Genomic DNA, 18,472 nt, shown 5'->3' on the forward strand with positions numbered 1-18,472 from the left:
TGCGGCGCGTATCGGAACAAGCGCTACCGACCTACCGGCTCGCGACGTTGCCCGGCAGCGCATAGGCGCGGACGTAGTCGCCGAGCTTGGTGCCGAACGAGCCGTGGCCGCCATCGACCGTCACGACGTACTGCTTGCCGCCGGCCTCATAGGTCATCGGCGTCGACTGGCCGCCGGCCGGCAGCCGGTCCTGCCACAGCAGCCGGCCGTCATTGACGTCGAAGGCGCGGATGTAGTCGTCCATCGTGCCGGTGAGGAAGGCGACGCCGCCGGCGGTGACCATCGGGCCGCCGAGCATCGGCACGCCGAGCTTGAACGGCAACGGCAGCGGCGCCTGGTCGCGGATGGTGCCGACGCGGTGCTGCCAGATGATCGTGTTGGTCTTGAGGTCGATCGCGGCCATGCTGCCCCAGGGCGGCGCCATGCAGGGGATGCCGAGCGGCGACAGGAAGATGCCGAGCGAGACGCCGTAGGGCGTGCCGTACATCGGCTGCACGCCAAGCTCGGTGCCGGGCGGATGTTCCGCGTTCGGCTCTGCCGGATTGTCCTTGCCGCGCGGCACCAGCCGCGACACGAACGGGATCGATTGCGGATTGGCGATCGCGATCTTGCGCACGGGATCGATGGCGATGCCGCCCCATTCGAACATGCCGAAATCGCCGGGAAAGACCAAGGTACCCTGCTCGGACGGCGGCGTGAACGGCCCCTCATAGCGCAGCCGCTTGAACATGATGCGGCAGGCGAGCTGATCGAACATCGTCGCGCCCCACATCTGCGCGCCCGTGAGCTCCTTGCGCGGACGGAAGCTCAGATCGGAGAACGGCTGCGTCGGCGACAGCCGGTCGCCGGGCGCAGCACCCTGCGGCACCGGCTTCTCCGGGGCTGGGACCAGCAAGTGCCCATCGCGGCGGTCGAGCACGAAGATGTTGCCGGTCTTGGCCGGCACGTAGATCGCCGGCACCACGCCATCCTTGCCCGGCATGTCGACCAGGCTCGGCTGCGACGGCATGTCCATGTCCCAGAGATCGTGATGCACGTTCTGGAACGACCAGCGCAGTCTGCCCGTGGCGATGTCGAGCGCCACCAGCGCGGAATCGTAGCGCTCCTCCCCTGCCGTGCGGTTGCCGCCCCAGATGTCCGGCGAGCTCGAGCCGAGCGGGATGTAGACGAGGCCGAGCACCTCGTCGGCGGCGCCGACGCTCCAGCCGTTCGGCGAGCCCGCCGCGAAATGATGTGTCGCCGATGGCATCTCGTTGGGATCCGGATTGCCCGGATCGAACGCCCACAGCAATTTGCCCGTATAGACGTCGAAGCCGCGGATGGCGCCAGAAGGCACCTTGTTGGAGTAGTTGTCGATCACGGCGCCGGCCATGATCACGACCTTGTCGGTGACCACAGGCGGCGAGGTGCCCTCGTAGAAGCCGAGCGTGGTGATCTCGTTGCCGGCCTTGAGGTCGATCTGGCCGTGATCGCCAAAGCGCTCGCACGGTCTGCCGCTGTCGGCGTCGAGCGCGAACAGCCGGCCGTCATTGGTCGGCAGGAAGATGCGCTTGGCGCATTCGTCCGGCGCCGCCGCGCCGGTCATGTCGACCGCACCCGGCCTGGTCGCGTGATAGGCGACGCCGCGGCAGGTCATGTGCTGGAAGCTCTTGTTGTGCTCGATTCGAGGATCGAACTTCCAGCGCAGCTTGCCGGTGGCCGCATCGAGCGCGAACACGATCTGGTGCGGCGAGCAGGTGTAGAGCAGGTCGCCGATCTTGAGCGGCGTCACCTCGTTGGTGAACTCGTCGGGATCGTCAGGACCCTTGCGGTCGCCGGTCTGGAATTCCCAGGCCAGCGTCAGGGTCTTCACATTGTCCGTGGTGATCTGCTTGAGGCTCGAAAACCGCGTGCCGAAATTGCTGGCGCCGTAGGCGGTCCAGTCGGTTTGCGCCTCCGCCGGCGCCGTGTCGGTGCCCGCGGTGGCGTCCGCAGCCTGCAGCAGACTGCCGGCGGTGCCGAAGCGATCGCCACGCAGCGAGGCGCCGAGCACGACGATGGCGACCGCGAGCACCGCCACCAGGCCCCAGCGCGCCGAGCGCATGTCGCCCGCCAGATGCGTCGTGATGAAGGGCAGCAGCAGCCAGACGCCGAGCGGCGCCAGCACGTCGCCACGCGGTGCCAGCGACCAGAAATCCAGTCCGACCTCGAAGACCGCCCAGATCATCGTGCCCAGCAGCAGCGCCGCATAGAGCCACAGCGCCGCGGCGCGCCGCTGCCACAGCAGCCACGCCGTCATGAGCAGCGCCGCGCCCGCGATGACGTAATAGAGCGAGCCCCCGATCGCGGCGAGCCACCCGCCGCCGGTAAGCAGCGCCAGACCCATGAGGCCGACGATGATGACCGTGAAGATCAGCAGCGGCGCGCGCTGCAGATGGTGGGCAGCGGCCATGCGAGGCTCCCGGCTTGTGACGACGAAGGACGCGGCTCGCGCCCGCATTGCGTCATGAACGGTCGCACGGGGCGGAAGTTCCTCGCGGCGGGCCGCATCCCTCGGCAGGCGCCGCGCGGAACGACCGTTTGCGGTGTTCCGTTGCTGCGCGGCTTTCCCCCGCCCGGGGCCTTCGCCCGGCACACGGCGTTTTGTGCCCCTCCGCACCGCAACGGGTTGCTGTTTCGTGACGGAATTAATACGGTCGAATGTCAGTCACGTGAAAGTTGGAGTGCCCGATGCGCGCGCAGCAACAAGCCTTGGCGAACCCGGTGACCCTGTGGTGGGCCATGCTGACGCTCGTCAGCCTTGCCAACATCGTGTTCTGGTTCATTCTCTATCACCAGCTGAATGGCGGCAGCAGCGGTACGCCGGGCCCGGCTTCCGATACGAGCTCCATGCTGATGCTGTCGGCGGCCTACGTATTCGGCTGTGCCTTCCGCTCGGTGCTGCCGCGCGCCGACGTGCAGCGCATCTGCCTGGTCGACAGCTGGCTGTCGAGCGTGTTCCTCGGGCGCACGGTCGCGACCATCGCCGAGGTCTGCTTCGCCGCGCAATGGGCCATCATCCTGGGCCAGCTCGGCGCGATCGCCGATGCCGGCACGGCCGTCAACGCCGCGCGCATCATCCTGCCGCTGATCGTCGTCGCCGAGATCTGCTCCTGGTATGCGGTGCTGACCAGGAATTTCCTGTACAACGCGATCGAGAATTCGTTGTGGGCAGTGGCCTTCCTGTTCGTCGGCATCGGGCTCGGCCGGCTGCTGCCGGAGTTCGACGGACTGGTGCGCTGGCTCCTCATCGCGGGCCTCGTCGGCATCGCCTGCTATCTCGCCTTCCTGGTCGTGGTCGACGTGCCGATGTATCTGAAGCGCTGGCGTTTCGAGCATGCCGCCGGCACGCCGCTGCTGCATCCGCTCGACGGCTTGCGCGACGTCGCGACGCGCTGGACCGTGACCCACGAGTTCGAGCACTGGAAGGAGGAGATCGCCTGGATGTCGCTGTATTTCAGTGCGGCGGTCTGGGGCTCGCTCGCGCTGTGCGCGCTCTCGGCGATGAACGATCATCTGCCGCGCGCCCAGGCGCAGGCCTCGGTATCGCCTGCAGCGATCGTTCAGCAGCAGTAGCCCGACGCGACACCCCGCCGCGCTGTGCGCGGCAGGGTGGTTGTGTTGTACGGACGGCCTCAGCCATGCATCGCGAAGTGATGCGAGTCGTCCATCTGAACGACGTGGCTGTAGTCGACGTGCGGCGGTTCGTGCGAGACCGGGGCGTGCTCGAAGGCCGGCGGAACGATGCCGGTGTTGCCGGCGTGGCCATGGTCGCCGAAATTGTCGACGATGATCGGGTTGTGCGACGAGCCTTCGCCATGCAGCGGGCCGGGTGGGCTGAAGCTGGAGCCCTGGCCGCCCTGGGCGTTTTCGCCCGACTGGTGGATCGCCTGCGCGATCGAGTCCCAGAACCCGCCATGGCTGCCGCCGTCCGACCCCGCATTGGCGATCTGGATGCTGCCGTCGCCCCGCAGGCCGTCCTGCGCCAGCTTGAACACGTCGTTGATCACGGCGCCGAAATCGCCATGGCCGAGATCGTTGACCAGCGAGCCGAGATCGTGGCCGATCGCGTCCAGCTGTTGTCCGACCGTGTGGGTCATGTCGCCGGCGGTCTCCATCAGCCCGCCGACACCTTCGCCCACGGCGTGGCCGACGCCGTTGACGATGCCGGTGCCGACCGCGTCGGCGCCGTGCGCGATGCCGGAGATCGCTTCACCGAGCGGACCGCCGATCAGGTGCCCGGCTGCGGAGGCGGTGTCGGTGACGACGCCGATGGCGCCGTCAGCGACCGCCACGCCGGCATCGAAGCCACCCTTGACCACGGCGCCCGCGGCATCCAGCGCATCGGTGCCGACATCGGCCGCAGTGCCGACGACGGTGCCGGCCATGTCGAGCGCGCCCTGGCCGACCGCACCGGCGGCTTCCAGCCCGGCTTCGCCGAGGCCGACCGCGGTGTGCGCGAGGTCGCCGGCGACATCGAGCGCGCCATGCGCCACGTCGCCGCCGATCTTGAGTCCGCCATCGACGATGTCGCCGCCGATGTGCTTCACGTCGTTGATGGCGCCGTCGAGATTGCCGTGCGCGAGGTCGCTGACGCCTGACGCCAGATGGCCGACCACGTTGACCCCGGTATGGAAGAGGTCGCCGCCAACATGGACAGCGGTCGACGCAACGTCCTCGACCGTATGAACGATGCCGCCGCCGATCGCGGCCGCGCCGTCGCCGATGGCGTGAACGATCCCGCCCACGGTGTGAAGCGCCTCGCCACCAAGCTCACCGAGCCCGTGCACCACGCTGCCGACCGCATGCGCCGCATCGCCGGCCACATGCTCCACGGTGTCGACCACGGCGCCCGCCGCGCCGCCGACCGCACCCGCCACATCCTTCGCGACGTCCTTCACGTCATCGACGGCGGAACTGACTGCATCTCCGATATCATCCCAAAAGCTCATTGCTCTGCTCCTCGGTTGCGTCACCTCGCCTCGGGTGACGGCGCCGTTGTCGCAGATGTCAGCCGCGCGCTCCGTGCGCGACATCACGCAGGCTTGCAGGCGGCTGGGCCGGCGCGTTCTGCCGGACGATGAGCGGGCGTGATGCGCCCATGCCTGCGATGCGGCCGAAGCGTTGGCCCGTGGCGTAGCAACCGAAGCCGCGAGCTGTGCGAACGTCGTGCGTCCCGCTCAGGCGTGACCGATCCAGCCATGCCACGTCAGCGCGGCGAAGAATGGACAGGCGTTACGAAAGCCGCCGTCGCGCAGGATGGCTTCATCCTCCTCGGGGCTCAGCATGTTGACGCTGGCATCGATGGTCGCGCGCATCGTCCTGGCCTGCTCCGGATCTGTGCCGGACGCCACGGCATAGGCGGCGTAACGATCCAGCCACAGCGACCTCTCGACCGGCTCATTGGGCAGGCAGCTATGCGCAACCACGAAAGGCGCTCCAGGACGGAGCCGGTCATGCACGGCGCGCACTGTCCGCAAACGTTCCGGCGCTGCCAGAAAATGCAGCGTCAGCAGGCATGTCGCCGCGTCGAACGGGCCGGCAGGCGCATCGTCGATGGTGCCCTCGATCAGTTCGACCCGGTTCATCCGCGCGCCGAGCGTACGTTCGGCGAGTCGCAACATCTGCGGCGCCGGATCGACGCCGACGAAGGTCCAGGACGGGTGTGCTTCGGCCAATGCGTTGAGCTCGAGCCCGCCGCCTGCGCCGAGCACGAGCACTCTCGCATGTTCGGGCGCCCGCTCGGCGAGCAGGACCGCCGTCATCCGATGCAGTCCATCGAGGCCGGGCACGAAGCGCCGCGGACCGTCCGTGTAGCGCGCGACGAACGTGGGATCGGAAAACGCGCGCATGAACTGCTGGGCGCCGTCAGCAATCTCAGCCGTCATGACAAACGTCTCCTTTGCGAGGTCGCTTTCGTCGTTCGAGGCGGGCGTGGAAATCAGCGCTCAGCGCCGCGAGCGTGATTGCGCCGAGGCGGGACAGCAGCAGTGTCTCTGCAGCCTGCAGGGAGGTGTCGAGCGCTGCGTTGACGGCCTGCTCGACGAGGCAGTCCGGATTCTCGGTGCGATGGCCGATGGCGAACAATGATGGACACCCCAGTGAATCATGGATGTCGCGCAAGGTGACGGTCTTCAGATCGCAGGCGAGCGTCCATCCTCCGCCATGGCCTTTCTCGGAGCGCACATAGCCGCTGTCCCGGAGGCCGGCCATGATTCTGCGGATCACGACCGGGTTGGTCTGCATCATCGATGCGAGAGCCTCGGACGTCACCGGACCGTCATGCTCTGCCATGTGGAGCAGGACGTGCAGGATGCCGGACAGCTGGCTGTTGGGCCTCATGTAACTTTCGATATTACATGATATCCCCGCGGTCAACCGGCGACTTCAGGTGCGGGGTGCTCGCGCGGGTGATGGTCACTTGTCTGCCCGTCGGGCGACCCGGTCCTTCCTTCTCGCATGCAACAGGTGCGCCCAAGCCTCTCATCCAACGGAAAACGCCCTGCGCGGAAAAACTGATTTCGCCTGCATCCTCAAGCTGATTTGGGCTGTCCAGTCCCGTCAGCAAAAATATTCAACTTCGCTTTTTCGGAAATCTATGGTCTTCTCGCGTTGTCCCGCCTCATCGACGAGGGGCGCTACGCGATCGTCACGAAGCGTGGAGTGCGGGATGTGATGGGCGGGCCGGTTTGCAGCGTGAGTTGATCGCGCCGACGAACAACACTGGCCCGTACGGTCAAGTCGCGTGGTCCTGGCCTCCCGATGCTGAGGTCAAGTCTGCGATGATGCGCTCACGCGTGTCGCGTGGATGACGGTGGCCAACAAGCCCGGCGCACCGGGGAGATCGCGAAGCAGCCGTTCAAACCGTCGCGCAGGGAGGGCCGGGTCGTCCGGCTGACCTGTGGTTCCTGCCGCCTGCATTTTTTCCGCAGGCGGGCCACGGGCCTCAGTCGAGGTCCGGCCTTCCCTGCACCCTCGCTTTAAGAGGGTGAGATCTATGCATCACTCGGACGCCAAGGGCGCCGCGAGAACGCAGACGCATATGCCCACATGCAGCTTGAGCTTGTTGATCAGGATGGCGCCACGAGTCCGGCGCCCACCCTCCCCTGGAGGGGGAGGGTCGATCGCCCGCAAAGCGGGCGAGCGGGGTGGGGTGAAGTCACGGGCGATAGTGCGTGTGGAGACATCACCCCACCCCGCCTCACGCGTCGCTGCGCTCCTCGTGAGGCGACCCTCCCCCTCCAGGGGAGGGTGGGGCCCAGCCATGAGCTACTATCGCCTGGAAGGCGCGGAGCGCAGCGTTTGCGACCTGATAGATTGGCAACGAGCAAGGGCGCCTCGTGCGCCCAGTGCGCGTCTCGTTACTTGAACCCGGCGAAGCGGCTGTCGAACGAGTTCGACTGCAGCACCGGGACGGCGCCGGAGACCAGCGCGGTCTGGGTCTGCACGGGCGCCGAGGCGGTGGTGGCGGGCGCGTCGCTGGTCGCCGGCTTGTACGGTGGCCGCGCGGCGGCCTGCCTGGTCTCCACCGGCTTGGCAGCGACCGGCTTCGGCGCAGGCTTGGCCTCAGCAGGCTTGGCCTCCGCGGCCCGGCTCTCGGCGGGCTTCGCCGTCGCTGCCGTGGTGTCGGCCGCCGCATTGCCGCCGATCCCGACCTTGCGGGCGAGGCTCGACATGAAGCTCGGCTTCTCGGGTGCGCTGACCGCCGCGACGCGGGTCGACGGCACCACCGGCGCCGGAGCCGGAGCCGCGCTGGCGGGCGCAGCAGCGACCTCGTCGGCGCCTGGCGCACGCGGCGGGTTCACATGACCCGGGATGGTGCCCGGCACGGGCGTGAAATTGGCGAGCGACAGGCCGGGCGCTTCGCCGGCGTCGGACAGGCCGGTCGAGGCGCCGGGGACGCGGTTGGCGAACACGGGGTTCATGCCGCCGTCGATCCCGGTGTTGAGCTTGGCGACCGGCGTGCCCTTGGCGACGAGCTTGGCGTATTCCGCCTCGTCGGCCTGCTGCTTCTCACGCACAGCCGAGGTGATCTCGTCGGGCACGACATAGGCCGGGCACTTGGCGGCGGCGTCGAACACGGGATCACGCGTCGCGCCGGGCGGCTTCTGGGCGTTGAAGACGTATTTCTTCTCGCAGAAGTCGACCTTCGGTTCCTGCCGCGTGACCTCGAACTGGTCGTAGCCTTCCTTGATCATGCGCCAGAACGGCATGTTCGGATTGTTGCGGTGTCGCGCCATGTTCACCGGCGTCATCCGGAACGGATAGGCCTGGAACTGGAAGGCGCGCTGGCCGCCGAAGAACGACTCACGCCCGAGCGCGTAGATCTCGGCGATCTGCTCGTCGGTCATCGCGAAGCAGCCGCGCGAGGAGCAGTCGCCATGCACCATGAGCTGCGAGCCGCTGCGTCCGAGCGCCTTGTCGAACGCGTTGGGGTAGCCGGTGTTGAAGGAGAGATAGTAGGCCGATTGCGGGTTCATCTGGCTCGGATTGATCGAGTAGAAGCCCTCCGGCGCCTGGCGGTCGCCCTCACGGACCTTGGGTCCGAGATCACCCGACCAGCGGCAGATCGGGTAGGTCTTCAGCAGCCCGAACTTGCCGGAGCGGTCCTGCTTCCAGACCTCGAGCTCGGCCTCCTGCTTGAACACGCGCACCAGGATCGGCGACTGCGTGTCCATGTCCTTCTCGGCGATGGTCGCAACGAGCTTGGGCGGGACCGGCTGATTGGCCTTGGCATTGGTGGCGAGCGCGACCTGATCGCTGTTGCAACCGGTCAGCAACGCACCGGCGGCCAAAGCCGCCGAGGTCAGGAGAACCCGGACGAAAGCGCGGTTGATCAAAGCAAAGCTCCCCGCAAACCCAGCATGCCGCAGTACCCCACTCTACACCCTCAAGATCGGCCGGGAAGCTGGACGGGTCCCCGGTCGACCCTGCGTCATGCCATCAAACCATTGATTAAAATTGTACCCTTTGGCCCCGAGCGCCGCAACCCGCGGCACGATGGCGCCGCCAGGCCCAGGCCCTCGTGGTCAATAACTCCTAAACAACAGACCCCGCCGGGTGGGCCGAAATGCGGCCATAGTGTTGGCAAAGCGCTGGAATGACTCACAAAACCGCGAGCGGCGGGGGCGGCCGGAACGGCCGTCGGGGCCGCTCAGCCGAGCTTGCGGCCGATCTCGATGAACTTCTGCCGGCGCTGCTTGCGGATGGCGTCGCCGTCGAGGCCTTTCAGCTCCTCGAAGGCCTGGGCGATGGCATCGCCGGTGGCCGCGATCATTGCCGCGGGATCGCGGTGGGCACCGCCGACCGGCTCCTTGAGGATGGTGTCGACAACGCCGAAACGGAGCATGTCCTGCGCCGTGATCTTCATGCTGTTGGCGGCTTCCTGGGCCTTGGTGCCGTCGCGCCAGAGAATCGAGGAGGCGGCTTCCGGCGAGATCACGCTGTAGATCGCGTGCTCCAGCATCAGGACGCGGTTGGCGGTGGTCAGCGCGATCGCGCCGCCCGACATGCCCTCGCCGGTGATGATCGCAACGTTGGGCACACCGAGGGACAGGCACGCATCGGTCGAGCGCGCGATCGCCTCGGCCTGGCCGCGCTCCTCGGCGCCGATGCCGGGATAGGCGCCGGCGGAATCGACCAGCGACAGCACGGGAATGCCGAAGCGCTCGGCCATTTCCATCAGCCGGACCGCCTTGCGGTAGCCTTCGGGGCGGGCCATGCCGAAATTGTGCTTGAGGCGGGATTCGGTGCTGGCGCCCTTCTCCTGGCCCATCACGCAGATCGGCTCGCCGCGGAAGCGGCCGAAGCCGCCGAGCAGCGCGGCATCCTCGCCGAACTTGCGGTCGCCGGCCAGCGGCGTGAACTCGGTGATCAGCGCGCTGACGAAGTCGGTGAAGTGCGGCCGCTGCGGGTGGCGGGCCACCATGGTCTTCTGCCACGGCGTCAGGGTGGCGTAGAGCTCGGCCAGGGCCTGGCCGGCCTTCTCCTCGATCCGGGTGACCTCCTCGCCGATATCGGTGCCGGAGGCGGCCATCGCCCTGAGTTCATCGACCTTGGAATCGAGCTCGGCGACGGGCTTTTCGAAATCGAGATAGCTGCGCATGGGGTCCGGCATGGAGTAGCTGAAGGAAAAGCGCTGGAAGACGAAATCGGTGCGGCCTTCGGACCTGAAGATGAATGCCTTCAGGAGCTTAGGATTCGATCGGTGCGCCGCCGCCCGGCCTGGAGCCGGACATGCGGGCAGGATGGCGCTCTTTCGGGGCAGACGGCTGGGAAGTCAAGCGGCCGGGCCGCCGCGGCGGCGGATTTGGTTTCGGCGCGGTGTGCGGCGGGATTACTTCTCGGCCAGCGGGTGCAGGTCGCGCACGAGGCTCTTCAGCCGCTCCTCGACCACATGGGTGTAGATCTGGGTGGTCGAGATGTCGGTATGGCCGAGCAGGGTCTGCACGATGCGCAGGTCGGCGCCGTTGTGCAGCAGGTGGCTCGCGAAGGCGTGGCGCAGCACGTGCGGCGAGACCAGCCGGGCTGGCAGTCCGCTCGCGACCGCCAGCTCCTTCAGGTCGCGGGCGAAGTGCTGGCGGGTCAGGTGGCCGCTTTCGCCGAACGAGGGAAACAGCCATTTGCCGAACGTGGCGCTGGCCTTCTTCTCGGGCTTGAGCGTGTCGAGCGTGGCCAGATAGTCCGCCATCGCCTGCCGCGAGGCCTGGTTCAGCGGCACCAGGCGCTCCTTGTTGCCCTTGCCGCGCACCACGATCATGCGGGCATCGTTGCGGGCTGCGGTGCGCGGCAGCGCCACCAGCTCGGAGACGCGCAGGCCGGTCGCGTAGAGCACTTCGAGCAGACAATACAGCCGCAGCGCCCGCAGCCGCTGCGATGGCGAGGCGTCGGCGACTTCCGCCAGCTCTTTCGCGCGGGTGAGCATGCGGTCGACATCGGCGATCGACAGCACCTTGGGCAGCGGCCGGCCGCGCTTCGGACCCGACAGGATCGCGGCGGGGTCGTCGGTCCGGATGCGCTCGTTGAGCAGGAACCGGAACAGGTGCCGCATCGCCGACAGCCGCCGCGCCACGCTGGAGGATTTGAAGCCCCTGGTGTCGAGATCGGCGAGATAGTCGCGCAGCGCCTGGGTGTCGGCCGTGGCGACGCTGCCGCCCTTGCGGCTCAGGAAGTCCGAGAGATCGGTGAGGTCGCGGCGATAGGCATCCAGCGTATTCCGCCCGGCGCCCTGTTCCGCGGCCATCATGTCGAGGAACAGGCCCATCAGCCTGGCGTCCGAGGCCTTGACCTTCATGTCGAGAAATCCGCTGCGTCCGAGGCGATCGAATCAGTACGAGCAATTCGCGCCGGCGCTTGGAGCGGTGGAGCTAAATCTGGCCGATATCGCGGCGCCGGGCTGCCTCAGCCAATCGCAAAAATCTTAATCAATGCCCTGTGGCTTTTGAGTTCGCCGCAGCGACGCAGATCATTTCTTGTGGAACTTGTCCGGCGGGATCGTCACCGTCATCTCGCGCGGCTTCGGATTGACGAAATTCGCCAGCGCGTAGATCGCGCCATAGACCACGCCGACGATGACGGCGATGACGGTCAGGAAGCGGAACAGGCTGGGCATCTCGGTCGCGCAGGCCACCAGGGGAGGGAACAGTTTCATCCAACATGTTCGCCACCGGCTTGCAAGTCCGTCTGGCAGGCCGGCAGCCCCGGTTGTGTCGGAGCGGAACAGGATGCCTTTGAAAGCAGCAGGGGCTGGGCTAGAAGCCTATTGATGACCGACACCACGCAACCAGCATCCAGCCCTGCCGCTCCGGAGGCCGCGATTCTCGCGGGCCTCGGCAAGCGGCTGATCGTGCTGGTCGGCATGATGGGAGTCGGCAAGTCGACCGTGGGGCGCCGGCTCGCGGCGCGGCTCAGGCTGCCCTTCGTCGATGCGGACACCGAGATCGAGACCGCGGCCGGCATGACCATACCGGAAATCTTCGAATCGCGCGGCGAGGACTATTTCCGCAATGGCGAGGCCCGGGTCATCGCGCGCCTGCTGGAGAATGGCCCAGCGGTGCTGGCGACCGGCGGCGGGGCCTTCATGCGCGAGGAGACGCGCCGACGCATCCACGAGAAGGCGGTCTCGGTATGGTTGAAGGCGGATGTCGATGTGATCATGCGCCGGGTCAGGCGCCGGGCAGACCGTCCGCTGCTGCAGACGGCCGATCCCGAAGGCACCGTGGCGCGCCTGCTGAATGAGCGTGAGCCGGTCTACCAGCTCGCCGACCTGACGATCTTCTCGCGCGACGTGCCGCACGACCGGGTCGTCGAGGATTGCATGGAGGCGCTGCAGGCGTTCCTCTCGCCCCCGGAGGCCGAAGCGCAGCCGGCCGGGCCGCAACCCGATCCAGTTCAACCTGATCCCCCGCAGGCGATGGGCGCGCTCCGATGACGGTACCACTCAAGCATTCCGATCCGATCATCGTCGATGTCGCGCTGGGTGAGCGCGCCTATGACATCATCATCGGTCGCGGCGTGCTGGCCTCGCTCGGCCAGCGGATCGCGGCCCTGCGGCCGGGCGCGCGCACGGCGATCGTAACCGACCGGACCGTGGCCAGGCACTGGCTGAAGCCAACCGAGGCCATTCTGGCGGAGGCGGGCATTCCGTCCTCGACGATCGTGGTCGAGGAGGGCGAGGGGTCCAAGACCTATGCGGGCCTGGAGAAGGTCAGCGAGGCACTGATTGCCGCCAGGATCGAACGCAATGATCTCGTCATTGCGCTCGGCGGCGGCGTGGTTGGCGACCTCGCCGGCTTTGCTGCGGCCATTCTGCGCCGCGGCGTCGATTTCGTGCAGGTGCCGACCTCGCTGCTGGCCCAGGTCGATTCCTCCGTCGGCGGCAAGACCGGCATCAACTCGCCGCAGGGCAAGAACCTGTTGGGGGCCTTCCACCAGCCGGTGCTGGTGATCGCCGACACCGCGGTGCTCGATACACTGTCGCCGCGCCAGTTCCGCGCCGGCTATGCCGAGGTCGCCAAATACGGCCTGCTGGGCGATGCCAGCTTCTTCGCCTGGCTGGAAGCCAACCACGCCGACATCGTCAACGGCGGGGCGGCACGCGAACATGCGGTCGCAACCTCCTGCCGAGCCAAGGCGGCGGTCGTCGCCCGCGACGAGCGCGAGACCGGCGATCGGGCGCTACTCAACCTCGGCCACACCTTCGGCCACGCGTTGGAGGCGGTGACCGGCTTCTCCGACCGGCTGTTCCATGGCGAGGGCGTTGCGGTCGGCATGATGCTGGCGGCGCAGTTCTCGGCTGAGCTCGGCATGCTCGGTGCCGACGACGTCATCCGGATCGAGCGTCACCTTGCCGCGGTCGGTCTGCCGACCCATCTGCAGGACATCGCCGGCTTCGCCCAGGAGGGCATCGGCGACGCTGATCGGCTTTTGGCCTTGATGGCGCAGGACAAGAAGGTCAAGCGCGGCAAGCTCACCTTCATCCTGATGGAAGCGATCGGCCGCGCCGTGATCGCGAACGACGTCGATCCGGCGCGGGTGCGTGACTTCCTGCAGGCCAGGCTGCGAAGCCGCAACTGATCTTTCGGGCTTTACGCCGTGTTGAGCAGTGCCAGCGGATCATCGGCGGCTTCCATTCAGAGCGACACCGGCGTCATGGACTGGATCACACTCTCCGTCGTCATCATTCTCCTCGCCGCGTCGGCGTTCTTTGCGCTGAGCGAGACCGCGCTGACCGGCGCCTCCCGCGCCTCGATGCTGCGGCTGTCCAAGCAGGGCAACCGTGAGGCGGACGTGGTGTCGCGCCTGGTCGCCATGCGCGAACGGCTGATCGGCGCGCTGCTGCTCGGCAACAACATCGCCAATATCGGCGCCTCGGCGCTGGCCACCGGCGTTTTCACGGCGTGGTTCGGCGAGGTCGGCGTGCTCTACGCCACCGGCGTCATGACCGCGCTGGTCGTGATCTTTGCCGAAGTGCTGCCGAAGACGATCGCGATCAACGCGCCCGACCGCGTCTCGCTGGCCGTGGCGCGGCCGATGCGGGCTACCGTGCTCGTGCTCGGTCCCGTGCTCGCCGTGATCGAGGCGATCGTGCGCGGGTTGATGCGGCTGATCGGCTTCAAGGTCGGCGCCAACCAGCCGATGCTGTCACCGACCGAGCGTCTGCGCGGCGCCGTGGATCTGCTGCATCACGAGGGCAAGGTCGAGAAGCAGGATCGCGACATGCTGGGCGGACTGCTCGACCTGCGCGAGCTGCAGGTGTCGGACGTCATGGTCCACCGCACCGAGATGGTGATGGTGAATGCGGACCTGCCGCAGGAGGAGCTCGTGCGCGAGGTGCTGGCCTCGGAGTATACGCGCATCCCGTTGTGGCGCGACACGCCGGAGAACATCATCGGCGTGCTGCATGCGAAGGATCTGTTGCGCGCGATCCGCGCCGCCGAAGGCGATGTGTCGCACATCGATGTCGCCTCGCTGGCGCTGCCGCCCTGGTTCGTTCCGGAGATGCGATCGGTGTCGGAACAGCTCAAGGCGTTCCGCCGCCGCAAGACCCATTTCGCGCTGGTGGTCGACGAGTACGGCGAGGTGGAAGGCATCGTCACGCTCGAGGACATCCTCGAGGAGATCGTCGGCGACATTTCCGACGAGCAGGACGTGCAGGTCGCGGGCGTGCGCGTGCAGCCGGATGGATCGGTCGTGGTCGATGGCTCGGTGCCGATCCGCGATCTCAATCGCGCGATGGATTGGGGACTGCCTGATGAAGAGGCGACGACGGTCGCCGGGCTTGTCATCCATGAGGCGCGCTCGATCCCCGAGCGCGGGCAGAGCTTCACGTTCCACGGCTTCCGCTTTCGCGTGCTGCGCCGGGAGCGCAATCGTATCACCGCGCTTCGCATAGTACCGGTACCGCGCGGCGAAGCGGAGGAGACGAGGCCGCGCCGCGCGGGCACGGCGTTCTAACTGGTGTCAGGCTGCTTGACGTCAGGCTTCGCCGGGCGCCTTCGCGTGCAATGCCAGTGCATGTACGGAGCCGGCAAGTTCCGCTGATAATGCGGCATTGATCAGGCGATGGCGATCGACACGGCTCTTGCCGGCGAAGGCCTGCGACACAATATACACGCGGAAATGGGTCTCGCCGCTCGGCTGATGACCCATATGGCCTTCGTGCAGATGTGATTCGTCCTGAACCTCGAGGCTTTCCGGCGAGAAAGCTTCGCTCAACTTTTCGATGATAGCATCTCGCGTTCTCATGGTCTCAGGAAATACGCATCAAATTATTTTTCGTCAATCGGCGGGCTCCGCCTGAGGTATTCGGAATGTCAAGACTTGAAGCTTTCGGCGTTGCGTAGTCAAAGTCCGCCATGGCGATCGATTCATCCAAATTCTTCGACTCCATCCGCATCAAGCCCAAGAAGCAGGCTGCGCGGCAGCCGGTGCGCGAAGAGGTCCAGCCGTGCCAATGGCCGGACTGTACGAACCGGGGCTCGCATCGCGCACCCAAGGGACGCGAGAACGCGCGCGAATATTGGCACTTTTGTCTCGACCACGTGCGCGAGTACAACCAGTCCTATAATTTCTTCTCGGGCATGAACGCGGATGCGGTCGCGCGCTATCAGAAGGATGCGCTGACCGGACATCGCCCGACCTGGAAGATGGGCGCCAATACCTCGGCCAAGCGCGGGACCGGGACTCCCGAAGGCGATCTTGGTGATGCCTCGGATCCGTTCAGCGTCTTCGCTGAAATCAACGGCCGCGGCAGCTGGCGTCCCGGGCCTGAATCGGCTCCCAAGGCGGAGACGCGCAAGGTCTTCAACGCCGAGCGCAAGGCGCTGCAGGTCATGGGCCTCGGTCCCGACGTCACGCTGGAAGACGTCAAGGCCAAGTACAAGGCGCTGGTGAAGCAGCACCATCCCGACGCCAATGGCGGCGACCGCTCCACCGAGGATCGCCTGATCGAGATCATCAAGGCGTACAACTATCTGAAGACCGTGGTGAAGGGCTGACCGGTCGCGCGGCGGCGTGTGAGGCTGCCGCACGGCGACCGGCCGTTCGTTCACCTGCTCAGGGTCTCGGCCCGATATAGGCCGAGCTCGGCCGGATCAGGCGGCCGGTGCGCTGCTGCTCGCGGGCATGCGCGGTCCAGCCGGCGGCGCGCGCCACCGCGAAGATCGGCGTGAAGGCCTGGCGTGGAATCCGCAGCGCATCGAGCAGGATGGCGGTGAAGAACTCGACATTGGTGTCGAGCACGCGATCCGGATTCTTCTGCCGCAGCGCTGTGCGGATATAGGCTTCCACCTCGCTCGCGAACGGCAGGTCAGCGCCACCGCCTGCCAGCCGCTCGATTGCGCTCTTGAGCACGTCGGCGCGCGGATCGCGCACGCGGTAGATGCGATGGCCGAAGCCCATCAGCCGCTCGCCGCGCGCCAGCGCCGCATCCACCCACGGCCTGATGTTGTCGCGCGTGCCGATCGCATTCAGCATCTCCAGCACCGGCTCCGGCGCGCCGCCATGCAGCGGCCCCGTCAGCGCGCAATAGCCGGCGGTGATCGCCGCAAACAAATCGGCCTGTGTCGATGCAACGACACGCGCCGCAAAGGTCGAGGCGTTCATGCCGTGATCGCTGACCGTCACGAGGTAGGTGTCGAGTGCGGCCACCTCGCCGCGATCAGGCGTATCGCCGCGGACCATGCGCAGCGTATCGGCCGCGTGGCTGGTGTCAGGGTCGGGTGCGACCGGCTCGGATCCTCGGGCGCGCTGGACCAATGCTCCGGCAATGACCGGACAGGCGCCCACGATGGCGGCTTCGTCGTCGAGCCCGGCTTCGGGACGCAGCGCCGCGATACCGGCGCGGAAGCCGTCGACGATCGTCAGGCCGGAGGTCGCAGCGAGCAGTTCGGGCAGCCGCGCAAAGGCGCGCTGGCGGGCGAGGCCGAGGCTGGCGCGAACCTCGGCTTCGCTGATGCTGCGCGTCGTGGCCGCGCTCCACAGCCGGGCTGTCACGCCTTCAAAGCCGCTGGCGGCGGCAAGATCAGCCACCCTGGCGCCGGCGATGATGAGCTCGCCCTGCTGGCCGTCGACGTGGCTGAGCACGGTCTCGGCGGCGGCAATGCCATCGAGGCCAACGGGGGTCTTGCCGAGGTGGACATTCATGGCGGGATCTCCTTCGCGTGAGGTGTCACACCGACAGGATCCGCCCGGTCGACAACTTGATCAATCTTGATTAGGCTGATCAATATGAAAAAAGACAGTGGGCTTTACCTATCAGCTCGTGAAGCCTCGGCTGAGCTCGCGATCTCGCCGGCGACTCTCTACGCCTATGTCAGCCGCGGCCTGATCCGCTCCGAGCCGTCGCCGGATTCGCGCAGCCATCGCTACCGCGCTGAGGACATCAGGACCCTGAAGGAGCGGCGCGTGCCTGCTCCGGAGCCACGCGCCTTCCGCAGCTTCGATGCGGACCTGCCGGTGTTCGATTCCGCGGTGTCGACGATCACGGAAGCCGGTCCGATCTATCGCGGCGTCAATTGCGTCGATCTGGCCGAGCGGGACGCGCTGGAACATGCCGCAACCCTGTTGTGGGACGTGACTGCCATCGATCCATTCGCGCCCGACAATCTTTCGCATGTCTCGGACGAGATGTGCCTGATCGCCGAGGCGGCGCACCGTGCGGCGCCGATCGACCGGGCCATCGCCGTGCTGGCGCTGGCGGCGAATGCGGATCCCGCCGCCTTCAATCGCGCCGTGGATGGCCGCGCACTGGTCGGCGCGCGCATCATCCGCCTCGTCGTCGCGACGATGCTGAACCAGCCACCGTCGGCCGAGCCGCTTCATGTGCAGGTCGCGCAGGCCTGGGCGCCCGACCATAAGCATGCCTCCGACCTGATCCGCCGCACCCTGGTGCTGCTGGCCGACCACGAGCTGAATGCCTCGACCTTCACCGTCCGCTGCGCCGCCTCGACCGGGCTCAGCCTCTACGATGCCGTCATTGCCGGGCTGGCCGCGCTGAAAGGACCGCAGCATGGCGGCGCCGGCGTGCTGGCGTCGCAGCTGGTGAAAACCCTCGTCGACCGCGACGTCGCGCCGCTGATCCGGGAACGGGTGGCCCTCGGCGAGCGCTTCGCCGGGTTCGGCCATGGCATCTACAGGCGCGGCGACCCGCGCGCGATCTCGCTGCTGGACGCGCTGACGCGGGCAGGCGCGCCGCGAAAATTCACCCGCGAGGTGCCCGAACGGATCGCGGAAGCGACCGGCGAGTTCGTGAACATCGATTATGCGCTCGCCGTCCTGGCGCACAGCCTGCGGCTGCCATCCGGCAGCGAGCTGGCGCTGTTCGCGATGTCGCGCTGCGTCGGCTGGATCGCCCATGCCTGCGAGCAGCTGCAGCATGGCCGCCTGATCCGCCCACGCGCCCGCTACACCGGCCCGTCGCCAGGCCGTGGCGCTTTGCTGGACGCGCTATAGC

General features: G+C 67.2%; 16 protein-coding genes. 6 read left to right on the top strand and 10 right to left on the bottom strand.

The features are described from left to right. Positions 1-31: 31 nt before the first annotated feature. A complete protein-coding gene (locus LQG66_RS24470; RefSeq protein WP_231318222.1) occupies positions 32-2,431 on the bottom strand; it encodes a membrane-bound PQQ-dependent dehydrogenase, glucose/quinate/shikimate family in 2,400 nt (799 codons plus the stop codon). A gap of 278 nt (positions 2,432-2,709) precedes the next feature. Here LQG66_RS24470 and LQG66_RS24475 point away from each other — a divergent pair, with 278 nt between their 5' ends. Next, entirely contained in the window at positions 2,710-3,594 is an 885-nt protein-coding gene (locus tag LQG66_RS24475; protein WP_231318223.1) for a hypothetical protein, read from the top strand. Positions 3,595-3,653: 59 nt separating this feature from the next. Here LQG66_RS24475 and LQG66_RS24480 read toward each other — a convergent pair whose 3' ends face one another. From LQG66_RS24480 to LQG66_RS24510, 7 genes are all read right to left on the bottom strand, one after another. Further along, positions 3,654-4,970, bottom strand: a complete 1,317-nt coding sequence (locus LQG66_RS24480) for a hypothetical protein (RefSeq protein WP_231318224.1) — start codon at positions 4,968-4,970, stop codon at positions 3,654-3,656. Positions 4,971-5,198: 228 nt separating this feature from the next. Beyond that, complete coding sequence (locus tag LQG66_RS24485; RefSeq protein WP_231318225.1) at positions 5,199-5,906, bottom strand: class I SAM-dependent methyltransferase; 708 nt, start codon at positions 5,904-5,906, stop codon at positions 5,199-5,201. Next, complete coding sequence (locus LQG66_RS24490) at positions 5,896-6,360, bottom strand: Rrf2 family transcriptional regulator (protein ID WP_231318226.1); 465 nt, start codon at positions 6,358-6,360, stop codon at positions 5,896-5,898. Before LQG66_RS24490 ends, LQG66_RS24485 begins: the two co-directional genes overlap by 11 nt. A gap of 1,019 nt (positions 6,361-7,379) precedes the next feature. Next, positions 7,380-8,858, bottom strand: coding sequence for a L,D-transpeptidase family protein (locus LQG66_RS24495; protein WP_231318227.1), 1,479 nt, complete (start codon positions 8,856-8,858; stop codon positions 7,380-7,382). Positions 8,859-9,172: 314 nt separating this feature from the next. Then, positions 9,173-10,135: an acetyl-CoA carboxylase carboxyltransferase subunit alpha gene (locus LQG66_RS24500; protein WP_231318228.1), complete on the bottom strand. Its 963-nt coding sequence runs from the start codon at positions 10,133-10,135 to the stop codon at positions 9,173-9,175. Positions 10,136-10,354: 219 nt separating this feature from the next. After that, complete coding sequence (gene xerD, locus LQG66_RS24505) at positions 10,355-11,311, bottom strand: site-specific tyrosine recombinase XerD (RefSeq protein WP_231318229.1); 957 nt, start codon at positions 11,309-11,311, stop codon at positions 10,355-10,357. Between the two features lie 171 nt (positions 11,312-11,482). Next, positions 11,483-11,629, bottom strand: a complete 147-nt coding sequence (locus LQG66_RS24510) for a histidine kinase (protein ID WP_231327918.1) — start codon at positions 11,627-11,629, stop codon at positions 11,483-11,485. 153 nt (positions 11,630-11,782) lie between these two features. Between LQG66_RS24510 and LQG66_RS24515 the strand changes: the two genes are divergently transcribed. The 3 genes from LQG66_RS24515 to LQG66_RS24525 all read left to right on the top strand — a co-directional run bounded on the left by LQG66_RS24515 (position 11,783) and on the right by LQG66_RS24525 (position 14,973). Continuing rightward, positions 11,783-12,448: a shikimate kinase gene (locus LQG66_RS24515; RefSeq protein ID WP_231318230.1), complete on the top strand. Its 666-nt coding sequence runs from the start codon at positions 11,783-11,785 to the stop codon at positions 12,446-12,448. Then, complete coding sequence (aroB, locus tag LQG66_RS24520; RefSeq protein WP_231318231.1) at positions 12,445-13,593, top strand: 3-dehydroquinate synthase; 1,149 nt, start codon at positions 12,445-12,447, stop codon at positions 13,591-13,593. Before LQG66_RS24515 ends, aroB begins: the two co-directional genes overlap by 4 nt. Positions 13,594-13,668: 75 nt before the next feature. Continuing rightward, a complete protein-coding gene (locus tag LQG66_RS24525) occupies positions 13,669-14,973 on the top strand; it encodes an HlyC/CorC family transporter (protein WP_231318232.1) in 1,305 nt (434 codons plus the stop codon). Positions 14,974-14,994: 21 nt separating this feature from the next. Here LQG66_RS24525 and LQG66_RS24530 read toward each other — a convergent pair whose 3' ends face one another. Beyond that, entirely contained in the window at positions 14,995-15,264 is a 270-nt protein-coding gene (locus tag LQG66_RS24530) for a BolA family protein (RefSeq protein WP_231318233.1), read from the bottom strand. Between the two features lie 110 nt (positions 15,265-15,374). On the opposite strand from LQG66_RS24530, the gene LQG66_RS24535 reads away from it, so the two are divergent. After that, on the top strand, positions 15,375-16,016 hold the full coding sequence (locus LQG66_RS24535) for a J domain-containing protein (protein ID WP_231318234.1): 642 nt from the start codon (positions 15,375-15,377) through the stop codon (positions 16,014-16,016). Positions 16,017-16,074: 58 nt separating this feature from the next. On the opposite strand, the gene LQG66_RS24540 is transcribed toward LQG66_RS24535, so the two are convergent. Next, on the bottom strand, positions 16,075-17,163 hold the full coding sequence (locus LQG66_RS24540; protein WP_231318235.1) for a citrate synthase/methylcitrate synthase: 1,089 nt from the start codon (positions 17,161-17,163) through the stop codon (positions 16,075-16,077). A gap of 84 nt (positions 17,164-17,247) precedes the next feature. On the opposite strand from LQG66_RS24540, the gene LQG66_RS24545 reads away from it, so the two are divergent. After that, positions 17,248-18,471 (top strand): citrate synthase family protein, encoded by a 1,224-nt coding sequence (locus LQG66_RS24545; RefSeq protein WP_231318236.1) that lies wholly within the window; start codon positions 17,248-17,250, stop codon positions 18,469-18,471. Position 18,472: the final 1 nt, after the last annotated feature.

Source organism: Bradyrhizobium ontarionense (assembly GCF_021088345.1).
Lineage (GTDB): Bacteria > Pseudomonadota > Alphaproteobacteria > Rhizobiales > Xanthobacteraceae > Bradyrhizobium > Bradyrhizobium ontarionense.